Consider the following 19,670-nt stretch of genomic DNA (forward strand, 5'->3'; position numbering starts at 1 on the left):
AATAAATACAGATCCCGATGCATTGCGATTTTCAAAAAACAACTTGTATGATGTCTGGTAACAAGACACGCAAACCCGCATAAAAACAAATCAGGGGGAGTTTTGAATTGTGAACAATTCAAGCCATGCATCTGCCACACCAGAAACTGATTCGGTGCTCGCTCGCGCCGTGAGCAAAGTGAAGGGCCATGTGCTCCCACTGTTCGTGATCATGTTCATTCTCAACTACATCGACCGGGTCAATATCGGCTTCGTGCGCACGCACATGGAGCACGACCTGGGCATCGGCGCGGCGGCCTATGGCTTCGGTGCCGGGCTGTTCTTCATCGGCTACGCGATCTTCGAAGTGCCGTCGAACATGCTGCTGCAAAAAGTCGGCGCGCGCATCTGGCTGACCCGCATCATGTTCACCTGGGGCATCGTCGCCACGATGATGGCGTTCATCCAGAACGAAACCCACTTCTACATCCTGCGCTTTTTGCTGGGCGTGGCTGAAGCGGGCTTCTTCCCCGGCGTGATCTACTACTTCACCCGCTGGTTGCCAGGCGTGGAGCGCGGTAAAGCCATTGCGATTTTCCTCAGTGGTTCGGCGGTTGCTTCACTGATCTCCGGTCCGCTGTCGGGTGCGCTGTTGCAGATCGAAGGCTTGGGCTTTCACGGCTGGCAATGGATGTTCGCCATCGAAGGCCTGGCCTCGGTGGCACTGGGCTTCTTCGTCTGGTTCTGGCTGGACTCCAAGCCCCATGACGCCAAGTGGCTGAGCCGCGAAGAACAGGACGCACTGGTGGGCGCCATCGATCAGGAACAGCGCGATCGCGAAGCCCTGACCACGGTCAAACCGACCATCGGCAAACTGCTCAAGGACCGCCAGATCATGCTGTTCTGCGCCTTGTATTTCTGCATCCAACTGACGATCTATGCGGCGACGTTCTGGCTGCCGAGCATCATCAAGAAAATGGGTGACCTGAGCGATGTGCAGGTCGGGTTCTTCAACTCGATTCCCTGGCTGATCTCGATCATCGCCATGTACGCCTTCGCATCGCTGTCGGGCAAATTCAAATTCCAGCAGGCCTGGGTCGCGGCAGCCTTGTTGATCGCGGCAGCCGGGATGTTCATGTCCACCACGGGCGGGCCGATCTTCGCCTTCGTGGCCATCTGCTTTGCGGCCATCGGTTTCAAATCCGCTTCTTCGCTGTTCTGGCCGATCCCACAGGGCTACCTCGACGTGCGCATCGCCGCCGCGGTGATCGCGCTGATCAACTCCATCGGCAACCTGGGTGGCTTTGTCGCACCGACCACCTTCGGCTTCCTGGAACAAACCACCGGCTCGATCCAGGGCGGGCTTTACGGCCTGGCTGGCACCTCTGTGCTCGCGGCCATCCTGGTGTTTTTCGCCAAGACGTCACCGTCTGCCGGCTTGATGTCGCCCAGCGTTGCGCCCACCGGTGCCGCCGTCAGCAAATCTATTTGAGCGTATAAGGACTTTGCCATGAACACGCCTGTTGTCACCCATTTCCAAGTCATCCCGGTCGCCGGCCACGACAGCATGCTGCTGAACCTCAGCGGCGCCCACGGCCCTTATTTCACCCGCAATATCGTCATTCTCAAGGACAGTGGCGGCAACACCGGCGTAGGCGAAGTGCCCGGTGGCGAGCGCATCCGCGAAACCCTGGAAGACGCGCGCGGCCTGGTGATCGGCCAGCCCATCGGGCAGTACCAGCGCATCCTCAATCAAATGCGCACCACCTTTGCCTCACGGGACGCGGCCGGTCGTGGGCTGCAAACCTTTGATCTGCGTATCACCATTCACGCCGTTACCGCGATGGAGGCCGCCCTGCTCGACTTGCTCGGGCAATTCCTCGAAGTACCGGTAGCGGCCCTGCTCGGAGAGGGCCAGCAACGCGATGCGGTGAAAATGCTCGGTTATCTGTTCTACGTCGGTGACCGCAGCGCAACGGACCTGGCCTATCGCAACGAGGCCGACGCCGACGACGACTGGTTCCGCCTGCGCCACGAGAAAGCCCTGACCGCCGATGCCGTGGTACGCCTGGCCGAAGCCGCCAAAGCCAAATACGGCTTCAACGACTTCAAGCTCAAGGGCGGCGTGCTGAGTGGCGATGCGGAAATCGAAGCCGTTACGGCCCTGGCCGAACGCTTCCCCGATGCGCGCATCACCCTCGACCCGAACGGCGCCTGGTCACTCAAGGAAGCGATCCGCCTGTGCCGTGACCAGCATCACGTACTCGCCTATGCCGAAGACCCCTGCGGTGCGGAAAACGGTTACTCGGGCCGCGAAGTCATGGCCGAATTCCGCCGCGCCACGGGCCTGAAAACCGCCACCAACATGATCGCCACCGACTGGCGTGAAATGGGCCATGCGATCCAGCTGCAATCGGTGGACATTCCCCTCGCCGACCCGCACTTCTGGACGATGCAGGGCTCGGTGCGGGTAGCACAACTGTGCAACGAGTGGGGCCTGACCTGGGGCTCGCACTCCAACAACCATTTCGATATTTCCCTGGCCATGTTCACCCAGGTGGCCGCCGCCGCACCCGGCGAGATCACTGCCATCGACACCCACTGGATCTGGCAGGACGGCCAGCGCCTGACCAAGGCGCCCCTGCAGATTGAAGGCGGCTACGTAAAAGTGCCGGCCAAGGCAGGCCTCGGGGTGGATATCGACATGGATGCCGTGGCCAAGGCCCATGAGTTATACAAAGGCATGGGGCTGGGCGCGCGGGACGACAGCGTGGCGATGCAGTACCTGATTCCAGGTTGGAGCTTCAACAACAAGCGACCTTGCCTGATGCGGTGAGGCGTGGAGCCCTGATCTTTAGCTGATACAGCACAAATCCAATGTGGGAGGGGGCTTGCCCCCGATAGCGGTCTATCAGTTAAAAAATGGCTGACTGGCACATCGCAATCGGGGGCAAGCCCCATATGCGCTAACCAAACCTCCCTCCCCACAACTCGTCCTGCTGGCGTCCTCGTTTTCGCGGGGATTCACGCAGTGCCTGGCTGATATCTCCCCACTTCTCGATACACGTAAACAACGACAAGTGGGGATTGATCGCGCTGCAAAGTAGCCAGTAAATAAAGGCCATCTCACGCCAGTGACAACGGAGTGGCGGCACTTCCTTTTTCTGTCTCGTCTCCCTCGATAGGGGAAAAATGCTCGCCCGCTGCGATTAACCGCTCAATCAGGCAAGCCACTAATAATTTCCCTTGCAACCATGCTTTTGCGCCTTCCGGATTTTTCTTTCTGAGGTGGGATAACCCCAGCAATGACTTCATCCGCTTGAACGCCAACTCCACCTGCCAACGGTGCCGATAGAGAGCCAAAACCTCCTGCGTATCCAGGCAGTCCAAGGTTGTTACCAGCACCACGTAACCGGCCGCTTCCATCGTTTCAGGTTTCAATTGCTTCTGCTTTTTTTGCCCGACTCTCTTGAGCTTGCACTCGCTTTGCGATCGCTGCTCGTCGGTTTTTCGATAGGCGCACACACGTACTGCAATATCCCCCTTTGAACCTTTCATCACAGCTGCCCACTCGCCCGTTTGCCCTGGCTGCAAGGTCCGTAGTCGCGCCAGTTGCTCAAAAGGCGACCCTTGCTCATCGCTAAGCGGCAGGCTGCTCAGGTTCATTCGTACCAGGATGTCACCGCCTGCATTGAGTACATGATTGACTCCACGCCGGTTGGCAAACCCTCGATCCGCGATGAAAACATCGCCCTGCTGCACCGAAAACCGAGTCAACGATTCGCCTGTTTTGGACGGTGTCACTTGCACTTCACAGCAACGCAACGTGCTGATATCCATCGTGTAATGCAGCCGCCATGTTGAGGTGACCGCGCCAGGCTCCATTACGACACTGCCATCAGCAGCCAGTATCCGTCTCCCCAGCAGCGCCGGGCATTGCATGGCCGCGACCGGCGATTGTTGGATCAACTGCTCTGTGATCCAACCTAGCCAGGCCCCCGATTTGTTGACCCTCTTGAGAAGGCCCACGTCTGATAACTCCAGCAATTTCCCTGTACGCGCTCGCTCTACCGTTTCGACCATCGAGCAATCGGCGCTCATGTACATCAATAACGTGCGCAATAGACTCTCTGGCCCGCTGAATCGGCGACCGAACTTCAGGGCCCCCAGCTCTTTTGCCTTGGCTTCCCATCCAGGCGGTAGTAGTGCCAGGAGCTTGGGCCAGTCTTCATTCAGTTTTTGTGTTGGGTCTATTGTCACTGCTCTCGCATCCTAAAGAGTCAGACTTGATTATATCTTTTGGGGTTTGGTTAGCGCATATGGGGGCAAGCCCCCTCCCACATTTGGATCAGCGCAGCGTCGCTCCCGGCGCGCTATTGCTACCCAACAGGATGATCCGTAAAGCGTTCGGCGGTAAAAGGTCTGCGCGCCTACCAAAACTGCCTGTTCCAGTTCATGCTGCGCCCTCACTTCAAGGACGATAAAAACAGTGAAAACCGCCCTCGCCGCCCTGTTCCTGATTTGCCTGACCGGCCACGCATTCGCCAACGACTACCCTGTCGGCTTCAAAACCGCCACGCTGTCCGATGCACACAACCTGCGCCCGCTGGAATTAGTGGTCTGGTATCCCGCGATAACCGAAGCCACGCCACGGCTGATCCGAGACGACATGGTTTTCTACGGCACCCTTGCCGTACCCGACGCACCGCCGGCCAACGGCGAACATCCGCTGGTGGTGCTTTCTCACGGCTATCGTGGCAATTGGGGCAATCAGGCGTGGTTGGGCAGTGCGTTGGCCCGTCAGGGTTATATCGTGGCGGCGGTCAACCATCCGGGCAGCACTACCAAAGATCGCAGCCCCGCCGCCGCCGCACGATTGTGGCAGCGGCCCGAAGACCTGAGTCGTGCCATTGACTCGGTGCTTGCACAGCCCAAGCAGTTCGGCGCCGTGGCGCAAAGCCGCATTGCACTGGTAGGTCACTCCCTCGGCGCCTGGACCGTGCTGGAAAGCGCCGGTGCGCGTTTTGATCACGCGCGCTTTGCCAAGGATTGCGGCGTCCATCCACAACTGAGCAGTTGCAGCGTTTACCAGCAAATGAACCCCGCCGGTACACCGGCTGGCGAGGCTCAATTGGCTGCTGACTTGAGCGACAAGCGCGTCACTGCGGTGGTGTCCCTGGACATTGGCCTGTCGCGCGGTTTTACCGACGCAAGCCTGGCCGCGCTGCCCGTGCCGGTACTGGTAATCGCCGCTGGCGTGCCGTCCATGGAATTGCCGTCGCAACTGGAGTCCGCCGACCTGGCCAAGCGGCTCCCCAAGGCGTCAACGCAATACGTGGAAATCAGCGATGCGAGCCACTTCAGCTTTATGGCGCAATGCAAACCCGGCGCAGCGGCAATGCTCGACGAGGATGCGCCCGGCGACGGCATCATTTGCCAGGATGGCGCGGGCGGGCGGCCTCGGGCGGCGATCCAGCAGCAGGTGGTCACGCTGATCAGCAAGTTCCTCGCACATTAATCTGTGGCGAAGGCGCTTGCTCCATCGCCGCAGGTACAGCGCTTCCTTGACGGGTGCCTTTCAATCCAGGACCACGGCCACAGTTTTCAAACTGGTATCATCCGCGCCCTCCCCCATCAGGCCAACGCACATGAACCGCCAGAAAAAACTCAAGCAGCTCTTCAAGGCCAAGGCCAAAAAGGCCAGTGCCAAACTGGCGCCGAAGAGCAAAGATACATACGTCAGCAAGGCGGACCGTTTAAAGCTGGCGGCCGAGACCGGCCAGGAGTCGGTTACGCCCCCTGAGACGCTGGCTGAATAAGGCGCATCGCTGAAGGCGTGCCCGTTTCATATTTGCCCCAGATACGCCGCAGGTGGCGCGCCGAACCAAAGCCTGCGCGCTCGGCGACGGTTTCGATGTCCAGGCTCGACTCCACCAGCAGCTCGCGAGCCACGGCCAGGCGCAGACGGTGCAGGTAATCCAGCGGGCTGATGCCGACATGCTCGTGGAACAGGCGCGCCAGATGGCGGCTGCCGGTGCAGGCCAGGTCCGCCATGCGGGTGACGGTCCAGGCGTCGCAGGGGGCGGCAGCAACGGCGTCTTGTACGCGATGGACGGCCGGGTGCAGGTGATTACGACCGGCTATCCACGGCGATAACTGCGGGTCAGCGCCGCTGCGACGCAGGTACACCACCATGTCCCGCGCGACGGCGCACGCCAGCCTTGGCCCGGCACGCTCGGCGATCAAGTGCAGCATCATATCGATACCGGCGGTGATCCCGGCGCTGCAACTGACCCGACCATCGGTGACGTACAGCCGGTTTTCCAGGACCCGGGCCTTGGGCGCAAGGGCCTGGAGGGTGGCGCACAGCGTGTGGTGCGTGGTGCATTGGCGCCCGTCGAGCAGCCCGGCGCGGGCGGCCGTCAGCGCACCGGCGCACACGCATATCAAGCGCTCGGCAGAGGGTGCAAACACCGTCTGCAGCCACTGCACCAGGCTGTCGCTGGCGGATTCGAAGGCCTGCTGGCGTGCTTTGTCCACCTTCATGCTGGAGCCGACCAACACCACCAGGCTGCCCGGCGCCAAGCGGGTCGGCAAGGGCGCCAGGCCGGTCAACGGCAAACCGATGGAGCTGTGCAGGGATTCCACCGGGCTGACGTACTGCAGCTCGAAATCCACCGCCGCCGGGTCGTCGGCCTGCGCAGCCAGGCGCAGCACTTCGGCAGGCCCCGCCAGGTCGAGCATCAGCACATTGGGCAACAGCACGAACAGCACCGGCACGTTCATGGATTCACCCCGCCAAGGCCTGGGCGACGGTGACGATGCGCGCAAACCGATCCTCCAGCACCAGTTCCGTACGCTCGCGAATCTGCGCCGAGGTGTACACCCGGCCGCTGCGTGCGTGGGTCATCGGGAAGGTCAGCGTAGCCTCACTGACGAAGTCAACGTTAAACCCGCTGTCCGAGGCCTGCCGCGTGGTGGTTTCACAGCACTGTTCGGTACGAATGCCGCTGATGATCAAGGTAGTGACGCCCATCTGCGTGAGGCGCGCGGCCAGCGATGTACCGGCAAAGGCGCTGTGGTAGTGCTTATGAATGACCAGCTGCGGATCGATCGATAACTCGCTCAATGTCTTGACGTTACCCGATGCCATCGAAAAGTGCCCTTGGTCTTCCACATGAAAGACTTGTACCACCGGGATGCCCTGCTGAACACAGCCGTCGATGAGGGCCTGCTGGTTTGCCAGGTAATTCGGCAGGTCGTTTTCGGACCAGTAGGGTGAATGACGGAAAGAATGCTGGGCATCAATCACGATCAGGGCTTTGCGGTTCATGGCGGGTCCTTTTGGCTTATGTATGGAGGCAGTGCTGCAAGCCATGGTAAAGACCCTGCCGGATGCACAACAGGCGCAAGGCGGACCGGTTCAGGACGGATTCGGACATGCCAGTGGATACCCTGCCATTCAGCAACCACTCAAGGCGACCTGAGGCCGTTCGCCGGCGAAGAAAAACGGTCGCAGGCGTACGCCCACGCTATTGCCGATAAACGCGGCCACCAGCCACAGCCAACCATGCAGGCTGCCCGAGGCAATGCCGCTGAAGTAGGCGCCAATGTTGCAGCCATACGCCAGACGCGAACCATACCCGAGCAGCAAGCCGCCGATGACCGCAGCGATCAACGAGCGCGCCGGGATCTTCAAGCTCGGCGCGAAACGCCCGGCCAGGCCTGCGGCCAGCAGCGCGCCAAGAATAATGCCGATGTCCATGACGCTGGTGATGTCTTCCCAAACCGGTGCGGCCAAGGCCTTGGCATTGCCCGGCACCTGCCAGAACGCCCAACTGGCCACGTCCACCCCCAGCCCGCTCGCCACCTTGGCGCCCCACAGCGCGAACGCTGAAGTAATGCCCCATGGCCGCCCGGCCAAAGCCAGCGTGGCGTAGTTGAGCAAGGCCAAGCCAATCGCCCCCCACACCAACGGCCACGGCCCGCGCAGGAAACGGCGCAGCCCCTGATATTCGCTGGTCACGCCGGCTTCAAGTTGGCCGTGGCGGCGCTTCTCCAGGCGCACGGTCACCCACGCAATGAGCGCGAACACAGCCAGGCTCAGGAGCAACGCCGGCAATACGCCGAAACTTTTGACGATTGAAACAGGCGGGAACGACGGCAAGGCAAACCACCAGTCGACGTGGTGCGTGGCGATCAACGATCCGCAGATAAAAAACAGCAGAGTCACCAGCATGCGCGCATTACCGCCACCCACGGTGAACAGGGTGCCCGACGCGCAACCACCGCCCAGTTGCATGCCGATGCCGAAGATAAACGCGCCGAATACCACCGACACCCCGGCCGGCGCCACCAACCCGACCACCGGCTGACCGAACAAGCTGCCCGCGCCCAGCGCCGGGAAGAACAACAACACCGCCACCGCCAGCATCACCATCTGCGCGCGCAAGCCGGCGCCGCGTCGATCATTGATAAACACGCGCCAGGCCGAGGTAAAACCAAAGGCGGCGTGGTACAGCGTCAAGCCCAATGCGGCGCCGACGACCAGCAACAATACCTGGCGCACACCCACTGTGTTTTGCAGGAATACGGCGCCCGCCATCAGGACGATAAAGGCCACCAATGGCGCGAACGGCTTGCGCGCCGGGGTCAGGGAAAGGGAAGTGCTCATGGGGACCTCAATGTGTTTGAAGCTGGCCAGTATAAACCCAGAGTGATTGCAGGTAGGCGGCGCATTGCTGGCATGCCTACTGCGCGACCCAACGCTTTCGCAACCCTGCTTAAGCACCGCTGTCTTGCATAGGGGGGGCGGGTATGCAATTCTTGGCATAGGTAAGGGGGGTATACTATGGGCCATCTGGCATCGAACAAAGACGATCTGCTCAAGCGCGTGAAGCGCATTGCAGGCCAGATCCAAGCGGTAGAACGGGCGCTGGAGTCAGATCATGACTGTGCCAAAACGCTCCACCTTGTAGCCGCCACGCGCGGGGCCATCAACGGCCTGATGGACGAAATCATCGAAAATCACGCCAGGGAGCATGTTGCTGATCCGGTGCTGAGCGACGAAGAGCGCGCCAAAGGCGTCGAAGAGCTTCTGGTAGCCATTCGACGTTATTCCAAATGACGAACGCAGGCGCAAATTTCATGAACGGCAACACTGGCTTCACGCACGAGCACGTATATCTCGGCGCGGCACATGATGAGAATGCAAAGCGCACCCTCTGGGTGGTGCTACTGACGGTTGTGATGATGGTCGGTGAGATTGCTGCTGGGTACATCACGGGGTCCATGGCGCTGCTGGCCGACGGGTTTCATATGGCGACCCATGCGGGAGCGCTGGGGATCGCAGCGGTGGCCTATGCATATGCCAAGCGTAATGCCTCCAGCACTCGATTCAGTTTTGGCACCGGCAAAGTTGGTGATCTGGGTGGCTTTGCGTCAGCGCTTATTCTGGGCTTGGTCGCCCTGGGAATTGGCGTTGAATCGGTCATCCGCCTGCTCCAGCCTACCGACGTCCAGTTCGGAACGGCGACGCTGATTGCCGTCGTTGGCCTGATGGTCAACATAGTGAGCGCGCTCTTGCTCGGCCACGGTCACAGCCATGACCATGCCCATGACCATCACGACCATAGTCATCACGCAGGTGATAACAACCTCAGGTCAGCGTACGTCCATGTGATCGCGGATGCCCTGACGTCTGTTCTTGCCATCGCTGCCCTGCTCGCTGGCCGCTACCTCGGATGGGTCTGGCTCGATCCGGCCATGGGTATCGTTGGCGCGATAGTCATCGCACGGTGGGCCTGGAGCCTGATGGGCGCATCTGCGGGTGTTCTACTTGATCAAACCGACGAGCATGTTGCAGAGGAAATTCGCGAGCTGGTTGAACAACCTGGCGACGCCAAAATTACCGACCTGCACGTGTGGCGTGTCGGTCCGCAAGCCCACGCTGCAATTGTCAGTGTTCTCGGTGACGCTACAACCAATGCAGATAACATTCGGGAACGGCTGAAGCCTGTTCATGAAGTCAGTCACCTGACGGTTGAGTTTCGAGCAGCGCTTCCTGCAGCGTAGTGCTCGTTAATACCGCGCTGTTGCCGGGTCAAATCCCGGGCAAAAAAAAGCCTGCATCGCTGCAGGCTTTTCTCTATCTGGCTCCACGACCTGGACTCGAACCAGGGACCCAATGATTAACAGTCATTTGCTCTACCAACTGAGCTATCGCGGAATGCGCCGTATGTTACTGATTAAAAAGAAGAAGTCAAGCCTCCTCTGACGTGTGTCACGACGAGGCAGGATGACCGGCCGAAACCGCCTGCTCCCTGGCCAGTTCCAGCCAGGCGCGCGCGGCGGGTGGCAAGTGGGCACTGGCGCGCCAGGCCAGGGCGATATGCCAGTCGGTGTGGGGCTCGTCCAAGGGGATCAATGCGATGCCGGCGTGTTGGTGTGTGTGCGCCAGCATCCGTGGCAGGAAGGCGACGCCCAGGCCGGCGGTGACCAGGTCGACGATAAAGTCGATCTGCCCACTACGAGCCGTCACCTTTGGCACTACGCCCTTGCGTTCGCAGGCGGCGAGGATTTTCGCGTTGAGGGCGAAACCGGCTTCGAACAGGATGAACGGCGAGTCTGCCAGGTCGGTGAAGTCGATGCGTTCGCGGCGCGCCAATGGGTGGCTGACAGGTAATACGGCGATCAACGGTTCGTTGCGTACAGGCTGGTAGTCGAAGCCTTCATCCACCGGCAGCAGCAGGGCCGCCAGGTCAACCTCCCCGGCTTCCAGGCATTCGCGCAGTTTTTTGCTGCCGTATTCGGTGAGTTCGATGTCGATGTCGGGGTAGCGCGTTCGGTAGGTGGCGAACATTGTCGCAAACAGTACGCCGCAACCTACCGGTGGCAGACCGATGCGCAGCACGCCGCGCTTGAGACCGCGCAGGTCGTTGATCTCCACCACCAGATCATTGTGTTCGGCAAGCAGCACCAGGGCGCGACGGTAGGTAATTTCGCCGGCGGCGGTGAGTTCGTTCTTGTGGCCAAGACGATTGAGCAGCGGTGTGCCCAACTCCTCTTCGAGGGTCTTGACCGCCTTGCTGACCGTGGACTGGGTCAGGGATACCACCTCGGCCGCCTGGGAAAAACCGCCCTGGCGCACCACTTCCACAAACGCTCGCAGGGTTCGCAGGTTCATCAGTATTCCTTTTGCGACTGGATTGCAGCGATAAAAGTTGTTTTTATCATGCCAGAACTTTGCTTATCGTGGGCACTTTGCCGAGTGGAGCCCATGCCATGATTATTTCGTCCGCCTCCGATTACCGTGCTGCCGCCAAGCGCAAGTTACCGCGTTTTCTGTTCGACTATATCGATGGCGGCGCCTACGCCGAACACACCCTGCGCGCCAATAGTTCGGACTTGGCAGAGATCAGCCTGCGCCAGCGCATCTTGCGCAATGTCGACAACCTGAGTTTGAAGACCTCGCTATTTGGCCAGGAGCTGGCCATGCCGGTCATCCTCAGCCCGGTCGGCTTGACGGGCATGTATGCGCGGCGTGGTGAAGTGCAAGCGGCCAAGGCGGCGGCGAACGCCGGTGTGCCCTTCTGCCTGTCGACGGTGTCGGTGTGCCCGATCGAGGAAGTCGCCTCGCAAAGCCCGCAGTCGATCTGGTTCCAGCTGTATGTGCTCAAGGATCGCGGCTTCATGCGCAACGCCCTGGAGCGAGCGCAGGCAGCAGGTGTGACGACGCTGGTGTTCACCGTGGATATGCCGACCCCTGGCGCGCGTTACCGTGATGCGCACTCGGGCATGTCCGGGCCGTATGCGGCGCAACGGCGGATATTGCAGGCCGTGACCAAGCCGCAATGGGCGTTCGATGTGGGCTTGATGGGCCGCCCCCACGACCTCGGCAACATTTCCAGGTACCTGGGCAAACCCACGCACCTGGAAGACTACATCGGCTGGCTGGCCACCAACTTCGACCCGTCGATCAGTTGGAAAGACCTGGAGTGGATCCGCGACTTCTGGAAGGGCCCGATGATCATCAAAGGCATCCTGGACCCGCAGGATGCCAAGGATGCCGTAAGTTTCGGCGCCGACGGCATCGTGGTCTCCAACCATGGCGGCCGCCAGCTCGATGGCGTGCTGTCGACCGCCAAGGCGTTGCCGCCGATTGCCGAGGCCGTTGGCGATGACCTCACCGTGCTGGTGGATTCCGGCATTCGTTCCGGGCTCGACGTGGTGCGCATGCTCGCGCTCGGCGCCAAGGCCTGCCTGCTGGGGCGCTCTGCAGTGTATGCGCTGGCCGCCGATGGCCAGCACGGCGTGGAAAACCTGCTGGAGATTTTCGCCAAGGAAATGCGCGTCGCCATGACGCTGACAGGGGTCACTTCCATCGCGCAGATTGACCGCTCTACGTTGGTAACCCCCTCTTCAAACATTCAATATTAGTCAGAGAAATGACGCGACTGTTTGTCGACGGTTTTCATGAAAAATCAGTTCATTGATTTATATAGGTATTTATTAATTCAAACGATTGGCACGAATCTGGCTCTAACCCACTCACGCAGGTCAAGCGATGACAAGACGTGTGGCAGTGCCCTGGGCTTATAACCCGGCGTAAAGCGGTCTAAACTGTTTCCAATGTTTTACGGAACTGAAGGAACAGTAAGACGCTTGGCACTTGCCACTCTCATCCCGCCTGTAAGACAGTCATGTGCTTAGAGGCCGCCTACGTATGAAAACACCGACCCAGACCAACGCAATTGACTTTGACAGTGCCAAATTGCAACGCCTGGGGTTTGGTCAGCCGTCCCTTCGTCCCCATCGCCCCGCCACCCTCGGTCAACTTCGCCAGCAGCTGAACCAGCAATTGCAGACCAGCCTGGAACCGGAACGCATCCTCGGCTTGTTCTTCCGTGAAGTGCAACGCCTGGTGCCGCTGGACGCCCTGCAATACCGCTACGCCATCAGCGACCTGCGCCTGGAGTTCGGCCATCGCGGCCATCATTCGGTGAGCTACACCTTGAGCCATGAGGGCGAACACTTGGGCGAACTGGTGTTCCGTCGCAACCAACGCTTCCTCGAAGAGGAACTGGGCCAGCTCGAGTCCCTGCTCGCAACGTTGCTTTACCCAATGCGCAACGCCCTGCTCTACCGCGCCGCCACCCGCAGTGCCCTGCGCGATCCTTTGACCGAAACCGGCAACCGTGTGGCCATGGACCAGACCCTGCAACGGGAAATTGACATGGCTCGGCGCCATATGCACCCGCTGTCCCTGTTGATGCTGGACATCGATCATTTCAAGAAGATCAATGACACCCATGGTCATGCCGCCGGCGACAGCGTATTGCGCGCCGTGGCCGCAGCGATCAAAAGCCAGTTGCGCAACGTGGACATGGTGTTTCGGTTCGGCGGGGAAGAATTTCTGATCCTGCTCTCCAACACCGGGCGCGATGCGGCGCGGATGGTCGGCGAGCGCCTGCGCCAGGCGGCACAAGCCCATGATTACTGGGTGGAGGGTACGCGGGTCGACTTGACGGTAAGCCTTGGCTGTTCGACGTTACTGGCGGCCGAGTCGGCGGAAAGCCTGCTGCGCCGGGCCGACAATGCCTTGTACGTGGCCAAGCGCGAAGGCCGCAACCGCTTGGCAATGGCGGGGTAAAACCCCGCCATCACAGCGCCAGTCAGTTAACAGATGGCGCAGGTTATCGGTAACTTGTGGCGAGGGAGCTTGCTCCCGCTGGACTGCGTAGCAGTCCCTTCTTTTTGAACAAACAACAGGGCCGCTGCGCGCCCCAGCGGGAGCAAGCTCCCTCGCCACAGTACCGCGATCCTTCTTAAGTGAGTGGCATCAGCCATCACAGGTGCATCACGCCTCGCTGGCGACGCGCGCCTGGCGCTCACGAACGAGTACGGGCGCCTTTTCTTTCTCTTGCTCCAGGCGCATGCAGCTTTCCAGGAACAGGTACATATAGTCGTAGCTCTTGCACACCGCCTGGCGCAACTCCACCTGCAGAGCCGCGCTCGGGTTCGTGCCGGCCAGGGTGCAGATGATTTCCAGGGCTTCCCAAGGGTGCGCGTCATCATACTGGGCGTGCATCTTCAGCCACTTCATCGCGCGCTTGCGTTCTTCCTCCGGAAAGGCGGCAGCATACACGCCGGTGGAACAGACCACGGCAGACCACTCCCCAGTGGCGCCCTCGATGGCATAGTTGGTGGCGGCAATCGCAACGATCAACGAATCCGCCGAACTGGTGTGCCAGCACCAATGACTCAATGCGTGCAACTCCGGTGGCACGTCCTGTGCCTGCAGCTCTTCGAGACTGACGCCGTGGGCACGCGCCCAATGCACCCAATAATCGGCGTGGTTCAATTCCACGCGGATATTGCGCATCAGCCAGCGTCGCGCCATGTCCTCCCCCGGATGGCGGGCAAACTTGGTCTTGGTGAGGTTCTGTGCCATGTACAAGGCGAACTGCTCCACCACGGGCCAGCCACCGATCAGGTAGTGGCGCATGGTCTTGGCGCTGAGCGTGTTATCGCGCATGCGTTGGTACAGTTCGTGTTCGACAACCCGACGCTTGCTCTCGCTACAGTCCAGGATCAATTGCTGCGCCCAGGCGGGGTAACTCGAGGCTTCCATAAGCGGGCCGGTTCTGTTGAAGGTGTCGATCACTGTAGGGCTCCTTTTTAAGTGTGATGTACAGACCAGCAAAGTTTCAGCGGAATGTGCCGGGCGCCTTGAATAACAGGGGCTGCGGCCGCGCAGGTCGGCATTGCAGGCTATCGAAGGTAAACAATTGCGGACGTTCGATCAGATAGCCCTGAGCGTAGTCCACGCCTATCTCAAGTAATGCCTGTTCGATCTGCGACGTTTCAACAAACTCGGCGATAGTGCGCTTACCCATCACATGGCCGATATGATTGATCACTTCGACCATGGCGCGGTTAATCGGGTCGTCCAGCATATCCTTTACGAAACTTCCATCGATCTTCAGGAAGTCTACAGGTAAATGTTTGAGATAGGCGAACGAGGACATTCCGGCACAAAAGTCATCCAGGGAAAAGTGGCAACCTAACGCTTTGAGTTCATTAATAAAACGAATGGCACTGCCTAAATTGGCGATAGCGCTTGTCTCGGTTATTTCAAAACAAATCATTTCCGGAGGGATGTTGTAAGTGCCGAATTTCTCACGTAAAAAACCAAGAAAATCGTCATCGCCAATGGTTATTCCTGACAGATTAATCGCACACATAGCCATAGGTCGGCCCGGACGCTCGTGCATGCAACGCGCGATGATCTTGAAGACGTTCTCCACCACCCACCGGTCCAGTGAAGTCATCAAGCCGTAACGCTCGGCCGCCGGAATAAAACTGTCGGGCAGAATGATTCGCCCCGCCTCGTCGTGCAGCCGCAGGAGAATTTCGATGTGCCCATTGCCCGCTTCGGTATGGCCCAGAGGCGAGATTTCCTGGGAATACAGGCAAAAACGATTCTCTTCCAACGCCATGTGCAAGCGCTGTACCCAGGCCATTTCACCAAAGCGCAGGGACAGCTCCGAGTCATCGGCGTGATACACCTGCACCCGGTTACGCCCCTTTTCCTTCGCCATGTAGCACGCCATATCGGCGGCGCGCAGGGACGTTTCCAGGGTGGTCGGGGTGTGTGAGATATGCACCAGGCCGATGCTGACGGTGGTCATGAACGGCCGGCCCTTCCACACGAAATGCAGGTTCTGCACGGTGTGGCGCAGGCTCTCGGCGATCTTCTCGGCCACCGGCGCCGGGCAATTCTCCAGGAGGATGCCGAACTCATCGCCGCCCAGCCGCGCCAGGGTATCGCCTTCGCGCAAGTCCGATTGCAGCAGCGCGCAAATGTGCCGCAGCAACTCGTCACCCGCAGCGTGGCCGCAGGTGTCATTGACCAGTTTGAACTGGTCCAGGTCGAGAAACATCAAGGCATGGCGGCCGTTTTGCTGGCGTGTCACCTGCTGCAGTACCTGCTCCAGGCGGTATTCGAATTCACGCCGGTTGGCCAGGCCGGTCAAGGCATCGTGGGTCGCCTGCCAAGAAAGATTGGCGATGTACTGGCGCTCCTGGGTCATGTCATGCAGCACCAGCACCGCGCCACTGACCTTGCCGGCGCTGCGAATCGGCGCGCCCACCAGGGTCACGGAAACGGTGCTGCCGTCCAGGCGCTGGATCAACTTGGAATGTTCACTGCCGCCACTGAGTTCGCCCTTGATGATGTGCTCGATCAGGGTGAAGCCGTCCGGCTCCGCGTTCTCATCCAGCAACTTGAACAACGCCGCCAGCGGCAGGCCTTGGGCCTGGGCCGACTGCCAGTGGGTCAGCGCTTCGGCGGCGGGGTTCATGTAGGCAATCGCACCGTCCACGTCGGTGGTGATGACACCGTCGCCAATCGACTCCAGGGTAATCTGCGCCCGCTCCTTCTCCGCCTGCAGGGCATCGGCAAACGCGTGACGCTGGGCCAGCAACTTGTGCGTGCGCAGCAGCGCCAGCACGATCAGCCCCAGGGCCGTGGCCAAATTGGTGATCAACAACAGGCGCAGGATCATCCGCGACCCTTCACCCAGGGCATCACTGAATGCCTTGGCCGCCGGTGTCACACCTTCGTTGATGGCCGTGATGCGCGCCTTCCACAGGCGCACATCATCAGCATTGACCCGATCGGCAGTAACGGCGCCATGCATTGCCTGGGCGAGATCGTCCAGCTGCAACAAGTAGCCGTCGCCCACCGTCCAGAGCTCGATGGCTTTTTCCAGGTAACTGAAATGGCGGAAGTTGAGGTACAGCCAGATCAGGCTGGAGACGTCGTCCGGGTGGTTGCCACCCTTGATGATGCCCTGGCGTGCGGCGGGGATATCCGGGGTGGGACGGTCCAGCGCAACGCGCAATTCATGCCCGCCCTGGGGCACGGCAATCGCTTGCTGATATTTGAGGTAAGTGGTGGCTTCGCGGTTATCGGCGTAAAGGGTCAGGTAGTAGATGGCGTCCTTCTGGCCCTTGGACCACAGACTTTCGCCAGCCACATAGCCACGCACCGCCGAGAGCACGTAGAGACTGACGCAGCCTAACAATGCCTGGAACAGCACAACGGCAATGAAGGGCCAGACAATGCCCAGCAACCGTGGCGTTCCGAGAGTCCGCTTTTGCTTCATGAAGTCCCTTGCACATGCACAGCTCAATACGCACGCGAAAATCCGCTCCCGATCGCACAACCTAAGCCAAATCACCGCACCTGTTGCAAGTGTCCATACAATTTGGCGTACAGCCCCCCGTCGGCAATCAATTGCTGATGGTCGCCATCCTCGGCGATACGCCCGCCATCGAACACCAACACCCGATCCGCCTGTTTCACCGCTGAAAGGCGGTGGGCGATGATCAGTGTAGTACGCCCGCTGAGAAACCGCGCCAGTGCCTGGTGCAGGTTGTACTCGGTGGCCGCGTCCAGCGCCGAGGTGGCTTCATCCAGGATCACCACCTTGGGCTCGGCCAGCACCATGCGCGCGATGGCCAGGCGTTGCCGCTGGCCGCCGGAAAAGCGCACGCCAGAGCGACCCACTATGCTGTCCAGGCCCAACGGCAATGCCTTGACGGTCGCCTCCAACTGGGCGATTTCCAGTGCCTGCCAGCACGCCTGATCCGTACGCTCGCGGCCCATTGTCAGGTTGGCGCGCACGGTATCGTTGAACAGTGCCGGGTGTTGCAGCACCACCGCGACGTTTTCGCGAATGGTCGCCAGGCCGATGTCCTGCTGGGTCGCGCCGCCAAAACGGATGCTGCCGGCCTGGGGTGTGTAGAGGCCCAGCAACAGTTGCACCAGGGTGCTTTTGCCGCCGCCGCTGGCGCCGACAATCGCCACCTTCTCCCCCGGTGCGATGGCCAGGTTCAATTGATCGAGCACCAGGTCATCGCCGTAGCCGAAGTCCAGGCCGCGCACGTCGATGCCAACGGTTGCACGCCCGGTGAACGGATCGCTACCCCCGGCGTACTGCGGCTCGTCGGCGCGGGCCAGCAGCTCGTTGATGCGCGTCAACGCGCCGCCTGCCGCGTAGTAGGCATATTGCAGGTTCAGCAATTGCTCCACCGGGCCGATCATGAACCACAGGTAGCTGAACACCGCCAGCATCTGGCCGATGGACAGGTCGGAAAACAGCACGGTGAGCATCGCCGCTGCGCGAAAAATGTCGATACCGAACTGGAACAGCAAGCCACTGGCACGGCTGGACGCGTCGGTTTTCCATTGCGAGTGAATGGCGTAGTCGCGCACTTCCTGGGCACGCTGGCCCAGGCGCCCGAGGAAAAAGCCCTGGCGGTTACCGGCGCGCACTTCCTGGATGGCGTCCAGGGTTTCGGTCAGCGCCTGGGTGAAGCGCGAGGTGCTGTCGTTTTCCAGTTTCTTCAAGTGTTTGACGCGCTTGCCCAACTGCACCGTGGCGTAGATCACCAGCGGGTTGAACAGCAGGATCAACAGCGCCAGTTGCCAGTGCATCCACACCAGGATGGCCGAGGTGCCAACCAGGGTCAGCATCGCCACCAGAAAGCGGCTGAGGGTTTCGCCGACGAATTTGTCCAGTGTGTCCAGGTCGGTGACCAAGTGGGTGGTCACCGTGCCGCTGCCCAGGCTTTCGTATTCGCCGAGGGAGATGCGCTTGAGCCGCTCGATCAGCCGCACGCGGATGCGGTAGACGATGTCCTTGGCCAGTCGCGCAAACAGCCGCGCCTGCACCACGTTGAACACCAGTGCGCCGCAGCGCAGTACCAGGGTCACCCCCAGCATCAGGCCGATATAGCCGGCGGCCTGCTGCCAGCCCAGCGGCAAGGCGTGGTTCATCACCTTGAGCGCGGCATCGCCACGGCCCAACAGCACTTCGTCGACCAACAGCGGTAACAGCAACGGGATGGGTACGCTGCACAAGGTCGCGAGCACGGCCACGCTGTTGGCGATCCACAGGGATTTCCTGTGGCGCAGGGCCAGGCGGCGAATTTCCGCCCAGGTCAGGCGGTCGGTGCGCTTGGGTTCAGGCGTGTCGGGCTGATCATGCACAGGTGGCGCGCTCCAGCCAGCGCCCCAGCAATGGCGACAATTCGGACAAGGGCTGGTAGCCATTGGTCAGCAGCGCCAACTGGCCATTGCGCTCGGCCAGCAAGGTCGGGAAGCCCGCGATGCCCAGGTCCTGTACCCAGGTGAAATCGGCGGCCGTGGCGGCGTGCTGTTCGGCGCGGTCGAACTCGCCGGCAAACTCGATACGCGGAATACCGGCCTGCTCGGCCAGTTCCACCAGCACATGGGCAGAGGTGACGTCACGGCCTTCTACATAGAACGCGTGCTGGATCAGCCCAAGCAGCTTCCAGGCGCAATCGGGCGCCAGGCTGCGCGCCGTGACGATGGCGCGGCACGCAGGCTCGGTGTCATAGACAAACCCATCGGGCAGCGCGCCTTCGCGCTTGAACAGCTGGCCGGTGGCGTCAGTCACCGCCTGCCAGTGTTCGAGGATATAACGCCGGGTGTTCGGCTCCAGCGCCGCGCCGTTGCCGGTGCGCAAGCCGCCCACCACCAGGTGCAACTCCACACCGCCCGCCCGGGCCTGCTCAACCAGCGCCTGCGCCACCGGGGCAAAGCCCCAGCACCAGGAACACATCGGGTCCATCACATAGAGCAGGCGCGCGGGCATGGT

At 60.7% G+C, this 19,670-nt stretch carries 17 protein-coding genes and 1 tRNA gene; 8 read left to right on the forward strand and 10 right to left on the reverse strand.

Features of this window, described 5'->3' with window-relative positions:
* The first annotated feature begins 109 nt into the window (after nucleotides 1-109).
* Together C4J88_RS18145 and gudD are read left to right on the forward strand one after the other, a co-directional pair.
* Nucleotides 110-1,471 carry an MFS transporter gene (locus C4J88_RS18145; protein ID WP_124407757.1) on the forward strand — a complete coding sequence of 454 codons (1,362 nt, stop codon included), beginning with the start codon at nucleotides 110-112 and terminating at the stop codon, nucleotides 1,469-1,471.
* A gap of 18 nt (nucleotides 1,472-1,489) precedes the next feature.
* Complete coding sequence (gene gudD / locus C4J88_RS18150) at nucleotides 1,490-2,815, forward strand: glucarate dehydratase (protein ID WP_124367737.1); 1,326 nt, start codon at nucleotides 1,490-1,492, stop codon at nucleotides 2,813-2,815.
* A 290-nt stretch (nucleotides 2,816-3,105) separates the two neighbouring features.
* Here the strand turns inward: gudD and C4J88_RS18155 are convergent, their stop codons facing one another.
* Complete coding sequence (locus tag C4J88_RS18155) at nucleotides 3,106-4,239, reverse strand: IS4 family transposase (protein WP_124370322.1); 1,134 nt, start codon at nucleotides 4,237-4,239, stop codon at nucleotides 3,106-3,108.
* Between the two features lie 229 nt (nucleotides 4,240-4,468).
* On the opposite strand from C4J88_RS18155, the gene C4J88_RS18160 reads away from it, so the two are divergent.
* Both C4J88_RS18160 and C4J88_RS18165 read left to right on the forward strand, forming a co-directional pair.
* Nucleotides 4,469-5,497: an alpha/beta fold hydrolase gene (locus tag C4J88_RS18160; RefSeq protein ID WP_124407758.1), complete on the forward strand. Its 1,029-nt coding sequence runs from the start codon at nucleotides 4,469-4,471 to the stop codon at nucleotides 5,495-5,497.
* A gap of 130 nt (nucleotides 5,498-5,627) precedes the next feature.
* Nucleotides 5,628-5,798, forward strand: a complete 171-nt coding sequence (locus C4J88_RS18165) for a DUF2986 domain-containing protein (RefSeq protein WP_124363663.1) — start codon at nucleotides 5,628-5,630, stop codon at nucleotides 5,796-5,798.
* On the opposite strand, the gene C4J88_RS18170 is transcribed toward C4J88_RS18165, so the two are convergent.
* The 3 genes from C4J88_RS18170 to C4J88_RS18180 form a co-directional block, all read right to left on the reverse strand.
* Nucleotides 5,770-6,765 carry a GlxA family transcriptional regulator gene (locus C4J88_RS18170; RefSeq protein WP_124407759.1) on the reverse strand — a complete coding sequence of 332 codons (996 nt, stop codon included), beginning with the start codon at nucleotides 6,763-6,765 and terminating at the stop codon, nucleotides 5,770-5,772. The genes C4J88_RS18165 and C4J88_RS18170 overlap by 29 nt on opposite strands.
* Nucleotides 6,766-6,769: 4 nt before the next feature.
* Complete coding sequence (locus C4J88_RS18175; RefSeq protein WP_124367740.1) at nucleotides 6,770-7,312, reverse strand: cysteine hydrolase family protein; 543 nt, start codon at nucleotides 7,310-7,312, stop codon at nucleotides 6,770-6,772.
* Between the two features lie 129 nt (nucleotides 7,313-7,441).
* Complete coding sequence (locus tag C4J88_RS18180; protein ID WP_124367741.1) at nucleotides 7,442-8,653, reverse strand: YeeE/YedE family protein; 1,212 nt, start codon at nucleotides 8,651-8,653, stop codon at nucleotides 7,442-7,444.
* Nucleotides 8,654-8,830: 177 nt separating this feature from the next.
* Between C4J88_RS18180 and C4J88_RS18185 the strand changes: the two genes are divergently transcribed.
* Nucleotides 8,831-9,106, forward strand: a complete 276-nt coding sequence (locus tag C4J88_RS18185) for a metal/formaldehyde-sensitive transcriptional repressor (RefSeq protein ID WP_124407760.1) — start codon at nucleotides 8,831-8,833, stop codon at nucleotides 9,104-9,106.
* Between the two features lie 20 nt (nucleotides 9,107-9,126).
* A complete protein-coding gene (gene dmeF / locus C4J88_RS18190) occupies nucleotides 9,127-10,053 on the forward strand; it encodes a CDF family Co(II)/Ni(II) efflux transporter DmeF (protein WP_164487667.1) in 927 nt (308 codons plus the stop codon).
* 78 nt (nucleotides 10,054-10,131) lie between these two features.
* On the opposite strand, the gene C4J88_RS18195 is transcribed toward dmeF, so the two are convergent.
* Together C4J88_RS18195 and C4J88_RS18200 are read right to left on the reverse strand one after the other, a co-directional pair.
* Nucleotides 10,132-10,207, reverse strand: a tRNA-Asn gene (locus C4J88_RS18195).
* A 54-nt stretch (nucleotides 10,208-10,261) separates the two neighbouring features.
* The gene (locus tag C4J88_RS18200; RefSeq protein WP_124367755.1) at nucleotides 10,262-11,164 is read right to left on the reverse strand and encodes a LysR family transcriptional regulator; all 903 of its coding nucleotides are present in this window, start codon (nucleotides 11,162-11,164) and stop codon (nucleotides 10,262-10,264) included.
* Between the two features lie 98 nt (nucleotides 11,165-11,262).
* On the opposite strand from C4J88_RS18200, the gene lldD reads away from it, so the two are divergent.
* Both lldD and C4J88_RS18210 read left to right on the forward strand, forming a co-directional pair.
* Nucleotides 11,263-12,417: an FMN-dependent L-lactate dehydrogenase LldD gene (gene lldD / locus C4J88_RS18205; RefSeq protein WP_124363668.1), complete on the forward strand. Its 1,155-nt coding sequence runs from the start codon at nucleotides 11,263-11,265 to the stop codon at nucleotides 12,415-12,417.
* A 286-nt stretch (nucleotides 12,418-12,703) separates the two neighbouring features.
* Complete coding sequence (locus C4J88_RS18210) at nucleotides 12,704-13,630, forward strand: GGDEF domain-containing protein (RefSeq protein WP_124363669.1); 927 nt, start codon at nucleotides 12,704-12,706, stop codon at nucleotides 13,628-13,630.
* Between the two features lie 207 nt (nucleotides 13,631-13,837).
* Here C4J88_RS18210 and C4J88_RS18215 read toward each other — a convergent pair whose 3' ends face one another.
* The 4 genes from C4J88_RS18215 to C4J88_RS18230 all read right to left on the reverse strand — a co-directional run bounded on the left by C4J88_RS18215 (nucleotide 13,838) and on the right by C4J88_RS18230 (nucleotide 19,667).
* Complete coding sequence (locus tag C4J88_RS18215) at nucleotides 13,838-14,611, reverse strand: TenA family transcriptional regulator (protein ID WP_372238021.1); 774 nt, start codon at nucleotides 14,609-14,611, stop codon at nucleotides 13,838-13,840.
* A gap of 76 nt (nucleotides 14,612-14,687) precedes the next feature.
* Nucleotides 14,688-17,150, reverse strand: coding sequence for an EAL domain-containing protein (locus C4J88_RS18220; RefSeq protein WP_124367758.1), 2,463 nt, complete (start codon nucleotides 17,148-17,150; stop codon nucleotides 14,688-14,690).
* A 71-nt stretch (nucleotides 17,151-17,221) separates the two neighbouring features.
* Nucleotides 17,222-19,039, reverse strand: coding sequence for an ABC transporter ATP-binding protein (locus tag C4J88_RS18225; RefSeq protein WP_124367759.1), 1,818 nt, complete (start codon nucleotides 19,037-19,039; stop codon nucleotides 17,222-17,224).
* Nucleotides 19,032-19,667 (reverse strand): DsbA family protein, encoded by a 636-nt coding sequence (locus tag C4J88_RS18230; protein WP_124407761.1) that lies wholly within the window; start codon nucleotides 19,665-19,667, stop codon nucleotides 19,032-19,034. The genes C4J88_RS18225 and C4J88_RS18230 overlap by 8 nt, the downstream gene beginning before the upstream one ends.
* Nucleotides 19,668-19,670 lie beyond the last annotated feature (3 nt).

The organism is Pseudomonas sp. R4-39-08, from assembly GCF_003852275.1.
GTDB lineage: Bacteria > Pseudomonadota > Gammaproteobacteria > Pseudomonadales > Pseudomonadaceae > Aquipseudomonas.